The sequence below is a fragment of the Malaciobacter halophilus genome (genome assembly GCF_002837275.1).
In the GTDB taxonomy this organism is placed as follows: Bacteria; Campylobacterota; Campylobacteria; order Campylobacterales; family Arcobacteraceae; genus Malaciobacter; species Malaciobacter halophilus.
Map to the genome: position 1 here is coordinate 51,850 of NZ_NXIF01000034.1, position 7,166 is coordinate 59,015.

A 7,166-nucleotide genomic window follows, 5' to 3' on the forward strand; every position below is an offset into this window, starting at 1 on the left:
GAGTTAACCTCTTATTATTTTGTCCAGATTGTTGTATCAATTTTATCTTTTAATTCTGGGTAATATTTTGCTTCAAAAGTAGGGTCTTTACCTTGCTCTCTTTGTTCTAAATAATCTTTTGTTAATTTAACAACAGTTCCAGAAAGTAAAACAATTGCAACTAAGTTTATAGTTGCCATAAGTCCCATAGAAGCATCAGCTGCATTAAATACTGTTTGTACTTTTTCATGAGATCCCCAAATTACCATACCAATTGTTGCAATTCTTAAAATTGTAACTCCTAGTTTATTTCCAGCACCTAAATATGTTAAGGCATTTTCTGCATATGAATAATTACCAATAATAGAAGTAAATGCAAAGAATAAAATTGCAATTGCAATAAAATAAATACCAGCATCACCAATATGTGTTGAAAGTGCTAATTGAGTTAATTCAATACCTTTTACTCCTGATTCTGGGTCTAGCACACCTGCTAAAAGAATCATTACTGCAGTTGCTGTACAAATTAAAATTGTATCAATAAAAACACCTAATGCTTGTACAAAACCTTGAGAAGATGGATGGTGAGGAGTTGGTGTTGCTACTGCTGCAATATTTGGGGCAGAACCCATACCAGCTTCATTTGAAAATAGTCCTCTTTTAACACCATTTAATAAAGCTGCTAAAATACCACCTGTTACACCACCTACTGCTTCTTCTAATCCAAAAGCACTTTTTACAATTAATGCTAAAATACCTGGAACAGCTTCATAATTAATTATCATTGTAAAAACTGCTAGTAATAAATAAATAATGGCCATAAATGGAACAACAACTTCTGCTACTTTAGCAATACCTTTTATTCCTCCAAAGATTACTAATGCTGCAACTGCTGCAATTGTAAGTCCTACATAAAGTTTATCAATTCCAAACGCTGCATTTACTGCACCTGCAATTGAATTTGCTTGAACTGCATTAAATACTAAACCAAATGCTAAAATTAAACTAATTGAGAAAATTGCTGCAAGTAGTGGAGATTTTAGTCCTTTTGCAATATAAAAAGCAGGACCACCTCTGTATTGGTCATTTTCATCTTTAATTTTATAAAGTTGAGCTAATGTACTTTCTGCATATGCTGTTGCCATACCAACAAGTGCAACAATCCACATCCAAAAAATTGCTCCTGCACCACCTAAAAAAAGTGCAACTGCTACACCAGCAAGGTTCCCTGTTCCAACTCTTGAAGCCAATGAAATTGTAAGAGCTTGAAATGGTGAAATACCTGATTCGTCAGTTTCATCTTTGTCAAATACTGATTTAAACATCTCTTTAAAATGTACAAATTGAATAAACTTAAGTTTAATAGTAAAGAATACACCAACGGCTAATAATCCGTAAATTAAAATGTATCCCCAAAATATGTTATTTAAAAAGTCTATTATCATATTCATATGTTATCCTTTTTACTTTGGTAATATATAGAATAGTAAAATATAACTTATATGTAATTAATAAATAACAAAAATAAATAAAATATAAATATTTTAAGTAATAAAGTTACAAAATCTAATATTTTTCTTACTTATAAGTCTTTTTGTTTTATTTTTATATAATAAATCAATTTATAAAAAAGAGTAGTTATGCAAAAAATTTTTGATGAAGTTAGTTCTTTAGATAAGAAATGTTATGACAAATTTTCTTTGAGTGAAGACTTGTTAATGGAGCATGCAGCTTTAGCTTTAAAGTGTGAAGTTAATAATAAAATTAAATCATATAACTCTACTATTTTAATAGTTTGTGGAGTTGGGAATAATGGTGCAGATGGTTTGGCTTTAGCAAGATTATTACAAGATGAGTATTTAAATATTATAGTTTATACTCCTTTTGAAGTAAAATCAAAAATGGCTAAACTTCAACTTGAAAGATTAAAGCTATTAGGAGTAAATACTACTAATAGTTTAAGAAAAGTTTTTGATATTGATTGTGTAGTAGATTCTCTTTTTGGAAGTGGTTTGAATAAACCTTTAAAAAAAGAAGCAATAGATATTCTTGAAAAAATAAATAGTATTGAAGCTTATAAAATTGCTTGTGATATTCCAAGTGGAGTTGATAATAATGGAGAAATTAAAAATAGTGCTTTTAAAGCTGATGTAACAGTTACTATGGGTGCTTTAAAAACTTCTTTATTAACAGATGGTGCAAAAGAGTTCACAGGTATTATAAAAAAGGCAAATTTAGGTCTTTCAAGTAGTTGTTATGAAAATCAAACAGATATGTATTTACTTGAACAAAAGGATTTAAAGCTTCCTTTTAGAGATAATATAAATACACATAAAGGAAATTATGGACATGCTTGTGTAGTTATTGGGTGTAAAAAAGGAGCTGGAGTTATTGCAAGTAGTGCTGCTTTTAGTTTTGGAGCAGGACTTGTGACAGCTATTGTTCATGAAGAGTTACAGTTACCATATTATATTATGCAAAGTCATAATCTACCATCTAATGTAACAGCTATTGCTTTAGGAATGGGATTAGGATTATATGATAAAAATGAATTAAAGAAGATTTTAAATACAAATGTAGCAAAAGTTATCGATGCAGATTTATTTTATGAAAAGTTATTGTTAGACTATTTAAACCAAGAGATTGTTTTAACTCCTCATCCAAAAGAGTTTTGTTCTTTATTAAAATTAACAAAACTTGCAGATATTGATATTGATACTTTACAAAGTAATAGATTTAAATATGTAAAACTGTTTTGTAAAAAATACCCAAAAGTAACTCTACTTTTAAAAGGGGCAAATGTTATAATCTCACAAAACAATAAAGTATATGTAAATTGCTTGGGAACATCAGCTTTAAGTAAAGGTGGAAGTGGAGATGTGCTAAGTGGATTAATAGTTGCTTTACTTGCACAAGGATATAGTTTCTTACAAAGTGCAATAAATGCATCACTAGCTCATACATTAGCAGCAAAAAATTTTAAAAGCAATAATTATGCTTTAAACCCAGAAGATTTAATAGAAGGAATAAAAAACTTATGAAACCTATATTAGTACAAACAACAACAAATAGTATAAAAGAGGCAAAAAAGATTTCAAAAATCTTATTAGAAAAAAAGCTTGCTGCTTGTATTCAAGTATCTAAAATAGACTCTTTTTATGTGTGGAAAGATGATTTTTGTGAAGATGAAGAGTTCTTAATAAGTATAAAAACTAAAAAAGAAAATTTCGAAAAAATCGAAAGGAAGATTAAAGAATTACATAGCTATGATGTGCCCGAAATTATAAGCTTTAAAATTGATAGCTTAAGTAAAGAGTACAAGAGTTTTCTATCTCAGAATTGTTAAAAATAAATATATGTATTTTTGGAGGAAAAAATAAAAATGAGTGATGTTTTAAAAATAGGAAAGTATGAGTTTAATAGTAGATTAATTGTTGGTTCTGGAAAATATGATAGTTTTCAAACGACAAAAGATGCAACATTAGCAAGTGGAAGTGAGCTTATTACTGTTGCTATTAGAAGAGTAAATATTACAAATCCAAATGAAGAGAATTTATTAGATTATTTTAAAGATACAAATGTAAAACTTCTTCCTAATTCAGCTGGATGTTTTACTGCTCAAGAAGCAATTACTACATTTAGACTTATGAGAGAAGCTACAGGAATTGATTTAATTAAACTTGAAGTTATAGGTGATGCTGATAAAACTCTATATCCAGATGTAATTGATACGATAAAAGCTTGTGAAACTCTTAAAAAAGATGGTTTTACTGTAATGGCTTATACAAATGACGATCCAATAATTGCAAAAAGATTAGAAGATGCAGGTGCAGATGCAATTATGCCTCTTGCTGCTCCTATTGGTTCTGGACTTGGTATTCAAAATAGATATAATATTGCATTTATCAAAGATGCAGTTAATGTTCCTGTTATTGTTGATGCAGGAGTAGGTTGTGCAAGTGATGCTGCAATTGCTATGGAATTAGGAGCAGAAGCTGTATTAACAAATACAGCAATTGCACAAGCAAAAGACCCTTTAAAAATGGCAGAGGCAATGAAACATGCAGTTATTGCAGGAAGAATGAGTTATGAAGCAGGAAGAATTCCTAAAAAACCATATGCAACTGCAAGTTCTCCTGTTGATGGATTGATTCAATTTTAAATATTTTGGGCTTCTTTAAAAAAGAAGTCCATTTCTATATATAGCAACAATAAATACTCCTATACTCATAGATAATAAAACACTTTTTGTTTTATACATAGTAAAAATGGAAATAACTGCAGCACAAATTCCTATTATTCCCATCTTTATAATAGAAGGGATAATTAAAGCAATTAATAATGTTGCTGGAATTGATTCTAAAAAAATATCTAAATTTTTAAATCTTTTTAATTTATTACATAATAGTAAACCAGATATTCTTAAAATATAAGTGCCTATTGCAACAAAAGTTATTATAATTAAAATATCAAAACTATTCATGGCTTTTTCTTTTATTTAAATACACATATAAAAAAGAACCTAATAAAGCAGAAACTATTATATAAGACATATTTGGAATAATTTTTTCTAAAATAGTAGCGATTATTGCAGTAGATAAATAGATAATAAAATCATTTTTGCTTTTATACATACTTGTTACTATTGCAATAAATAGTGCTAAAAAAGCAAAATCTAAACCATACACTTTTGGATTTGAGATAAATTCTGCAAAATAATATCCACATAATGTTCCAAGAAACCATACTATAAAGATACACAATCCTCCTCCTAGTAGAAAAAAGACATTAATATCTTTTTCTTTTCTATTCATAGTAACAGCCCAAGATTCATCTGTAACAAAGTGCATAATTAAAGCTTTTCTTTTTAAACTACTACTTTTGAATAGGTTATTTAATGATGCTCCTATTAAAAAGTATCTAAGATTAATAAGTAAAGCACTCCAAACAATTACAGAGATGTTTACTGGATTGCTTAACATATCAACAATCAAAAATTGTGCTGAACCTGCAAAAATGAAGATATTCATTAAAGCTAGCTGTAAAAAACTAATGCCTTTTGAAGTACAAATAATTCCAAGTACAGCACCATATGCAAAAACACTTATACTAATTGGCAGATTTGCCATAAATCCATTTTTTATTTCTTTTTTCATACTAAAAGAGTATCAAAATAGAAATCTTTTGTATTGTATGAGATTGCTAATTAAAAAATCTTTTATACTCACCAGGTGTTAAACCAGTAATTGCTTTAAATCTTTTATTTAAATGACTTTGGTCATTAAATCCACACATATAAGCAGTATCAATTAAACTTAAGCCTTTTTGTAAAAATTGTTTTGCTTTTTCAACTCTTATTATCATTAAATAAGCATGAACTGATATAAATGTGTGTTTTTTAAAGAGTCTAATAAAATGATATTTAGAAATACCAAACTCTTTTGATATATCATCTAAAGATATTTGCATATAAAAGTTATCATGTAAATACTCTTTTACTTTTTGTATTAGTAGATAATTAGATGGTAGTTCAATTAAATTAGTTGCTTTTGTATTAATTTGCAATATTGAATTTACAATATCAATTAGTTCACATTCCCAAGTAAGAGTATTAAAATAAGGAATATTGTCATGATTGATTAAAAAAGACAATCTATTATAGATGTATTCATTATTGAAAGAAAAATCACGAAAACAAAGTTGCTTTTTTGAAAAGTTATATTTAAGTATTTCATTAATAGTTTCAGGCTTTAAATATAAAGAACGATGTTTATACTCATTGTTATTTCCAATAGCACAAGCATGAACTTCATCTGGATTTATGGTAATTATTGAAGATTTGTCAAATTTATGATTAAAACCTTTTAAAAAAGCATTCATGTGGCCTTTTTCAATAAGGCTAATTGTATACTCTTCATGAACATGTTTATCATAATTGAAGTTATTGAAGTGTCCTTCATATATAATAATATCTTTATTAAGTTGCGGTTTTGAAAACTTTATATTGTGAACTATTTGATTTGTATTTTTCATAATAACTAATTATATCAAGAAATATTCAAATAGTATTGTATGAAATTGCTATTAAATCAGTATGAAATTAAAATTTTTAAAAAAAAATGAATTTTTCTCAAAAACCCCTTGACAAATAAAAAAAAATATAATATAATTCCGTCCACTTTTTGAGAGAAACCACTTAAAAAGTAAATTTGTCGGGGCGTAGCGCAGTCTGGTTAGCGCACCTGGTTTGGGACCAGGGGGCCGGAGGTTCGAATCCTCTCGCCCCGACCATCATAAACAAATGGTGGGTATAGCTCAGTTGGTTAGAGCATCGGGTTGTGGTTCCGAGGGCCGTGGGTTCGAATCCCATTATCCACCCCATTTATTTTATTATTTTAAGCGTCCTTAGCTCAGCTGGATAGAGCAACGCCCTTCTAAGGCGTAGGTCATACGTTCGAATCGTATAGGGCGTACCACTTTGCGGATGTGGTGAAATTGGTAGACACGCCAGACTTAGGATCTGGTGCCTCACGGTGTGGAGGTTCGAGTCCTCTCATCCGCACCACTTAAGCCTTATGTAAATGATTATTTTATCATTTGTATAAGGCTTTTTTTCTTTCAAATGCGTCCTTAGCTCAGCTGGATAGAGCAACGCCCTTCTAAGGCGTAGGTCATACGTTCGAATCGTATAGGGCGTACCACTTTAATAATAATCAGTTTATATAAATATGAATGTTTTATGACTTTAACAAATAGTTAAAGTCTAAACAATTTAAAAAATAATTTAATAACTTATTGTGGATAAATGCTTCTTTTATACTAATTCATAATCTTAAATAAATTTCAACTTTTAATAAAAATCTAAAACTCAAAAAAATTACTACGAATAGAAAATAACAGTCAAATAAAAAAGACCATAAAATATAGAGAAAAAATAAAAAAATAGGTAAAAAGCAGAAAAATTCAAAAATTTAAGCTGTAGTTAAGGGTAAAGGGTTGACAAGAGGAGAAAATTTGTCTATAATTCCCGTCCAAATTCGCTGAGGCTTAAAAGAGAAGCAAGAGAGAGGATTTGAGTTCTTTAACAAAAGAAGTTTATAAGAGATAACTTTTATAAACTGAATATATATGATAACAAGAGAAAAACAAGAAGAATAAAAAAATTCTTCGTCTATAACACGAGTAAT

The 7,166-nt window shown here is 28.7% G+C and carries 7 protein-coding genes and 5 tRNA genes; 8 read left to right on the forward strand and 4 right to left on the reverse strand.

Annotated features, from left to right (window positions below):
• Positions 1-14: 14 nt before the first annotated feature.
• Complete coding sequence (locus tag CP960_RS09340) at positions 15-1,430, reverse strand: alanine/glycine:cation symporter family protein (RefSeq protein ID WP_101185151.1); 1,416 nt, start codon at positions 1,428-1,430, stop codon at positions 15-17.
• Positions 1,431-1,619: 189 nt separating this feature from the next.
• Here CP960_RS09340 and CP960_RS09345 point away from each other — a divergent pair, with 189 nt between their 5' ends.
• From CP960_RS09345 to CP960_RS09355, 3 genes are read left to right on the forward strand one after another with little or no spacing between them, the layout of a single operon-like run.
• A complete protein-coding gene (locus CP960_RS09345; protein WP_101185152.1) occupies positions 1,620-3,020 on the forward strand; it encodes an NAD(P)H-hydrate dehydratase in 1,401 nt (466 codons plus the stop codon).
• Entirely contained in the window at positions 3,017-3,325 is a 309-nt protein-coding gene (gene cutA, locus CP960_RS09350; protein WP_101185153.1) for a divalent-cation tolerance protein CutA, read from the forward strand. Before CP960_RS09345 ends, cutA begins: the two co-directional genes overlap by 4 nt.
• A 36-nt stretch (positions 3,326-3,361) precedes the next feature.
• Positions 3,362-4,141 carry a thiazole synthase gene (locus tag CP960_RS09355; RefSeq protein ID WP_101185154.1) on the forward strand — a complete coding sequence of 260 codons (780 nt, stop codon included), beginning with the start codon at positions 3,362-3,364 and terminating at the stop codon, positions 4,139-4,141.
• A gap of 15 nt (positions 4,142-4,156) precedes the next feature.
• Here the strand turns inward: CP960_RS09355 and CP960_RS09360 are convergent, their stop codons facing one another.
• Genes CP960_RS09360 through CP960_RS09370 form a run of 3 tightly spaced genes read right to left on the reverse strand, consistent with a single transcriptional unit; the run spans position 4,157 to position 6,012 of the window.
• Positions 4,157-4,462 (reverse strand): AzlD domain-containing protein, encoded by a 306-nt coding sequence (locus tag CP960_RS09360; protein WP_101185155.1) that lies wholly within the window; start codon positions 4,460-4,462, stop codon positions 4,157-4,159.
• Positions 4,455-5,135, reverse strand: coding sequence for an AzlC family ABC transporter permease (locus CP960_RS09365; RefSeq protein ID WP_101185156.1), 681 nt, complete (start codon positions 5,133-5,135; stop codon positions 4,455-4,457). The genes CP960_RS09360 and CP960_RS09365 overlap by 8 nt, the downstream gene beginning before the upstream one ends.
• 46 nt (positions 5,136-5,181) lie before the next feature.
• Positions 5,182-6,012 carry an AraC family transcriptional regulator gene (locus CP960_RS09370; RefSeq protein WP_101185157.1) on the reverse strand — a complete coding sequence of 277 codons (831 nt, stop codon included), beginning with the start codon at positions 6,010-6,012 and terminating at the stop codon, positions 5,182-5,184.
• 180 nt (positions 6,013-6,192) lie between these two features.
• On the opposite strand from CP960_RS09370, the gene CP960_RS09375 reads away from it, so the two are divergent.
• The 5 genes from CP960_RS09375 to CP960_RS09395 all read left to right on the forward strand — a co-directional run bounded on the left by CP960_RS09375 (position 6,193) and on the right by CP960_RS09395 (position 6,680).
• Positions 6,193-6,270, forward strand: a tRNA-Pro gene (locus CP960_RS09375).
• 13 nt (positions 6,271-6,283) lie between these two features.
• Positions 6,284-6,360: transfer RNA gene (locus CP960_RS09380), tRNA-His, on the forward strand.
• An 18-nt stretch (positions 6,361-6,378) separates the two neighbouring features.
• Positions 6,379-6,455 (forward strand) — tRNA-Arg (locus CP960_RS09385).
• Between the two features lie 4 nt (positions 6,456-6,459).
• Positions 6,460-6,544, forward strand: a tRNA-Leu gene (locus CP960_RS09390).
• A 59-nt stretch (positions 6,545-6,603) separates the two neighbouring features.
• A tRNA-Arg gene (locus CP960_RS09395) sits at positions 6,604-6,680 on the forward strand.
• Positions 6,681-7,166 lie beyond the last annotated feature (486 nt).

Excerpts from the sequence above, each read along its gene's own strand:
- CP960_RS09340 (WP_101185151.1), bottom strand. The coding sequence starts at position 1,430 with ATGAATATGATAATAGACTTTTTAAATAACATATTTTGGGGATACATT.
- CP960_RS09345 (WP_101185152.1), top strand. The coding sequence starts at position 1,620 with ATGCAAAAAATTTTTGATGAAGTTAGTTCTTTAGATAAGAAATGTTAT.
- cutA (WP_101185153.1), top strand. The coding sequence starts at position 3,017 with ATGAAACCTATATTAGTACAAACAACAACAAATAGTATAAAAGAGGCA.
- CP960_RS09355 (WP_101185154.1), top strand. The coding sequence starts at position 3,362 with ATGAGTGATGTTTTAAAAATAGGAAAGTATGAGTTTAATAGTAGATTA.
- CP960_RS09360 (WP_101185155.1), bottom strand. The coding sequence starts at position 4,462 with ATGAATAGTTTTGATATTTTAATTATAATAACTTTTGTTGCAATAGGC.
- CP960_RS09365 (WP_101185156.1), bottom strand. The coding sequence starts at position 5,135 with ATGAAAAAAGAAATAAAAAATGGATTTATGGCAAATCTGCCAATTAGT.
- CP960_RS09370 (WP_101185157.1), bottom strand. The coding sequence starts at position 6,012 with ATGAAAAATACAAATCAAATAGTTCACAATATAAAGTTTTCAAAACCG.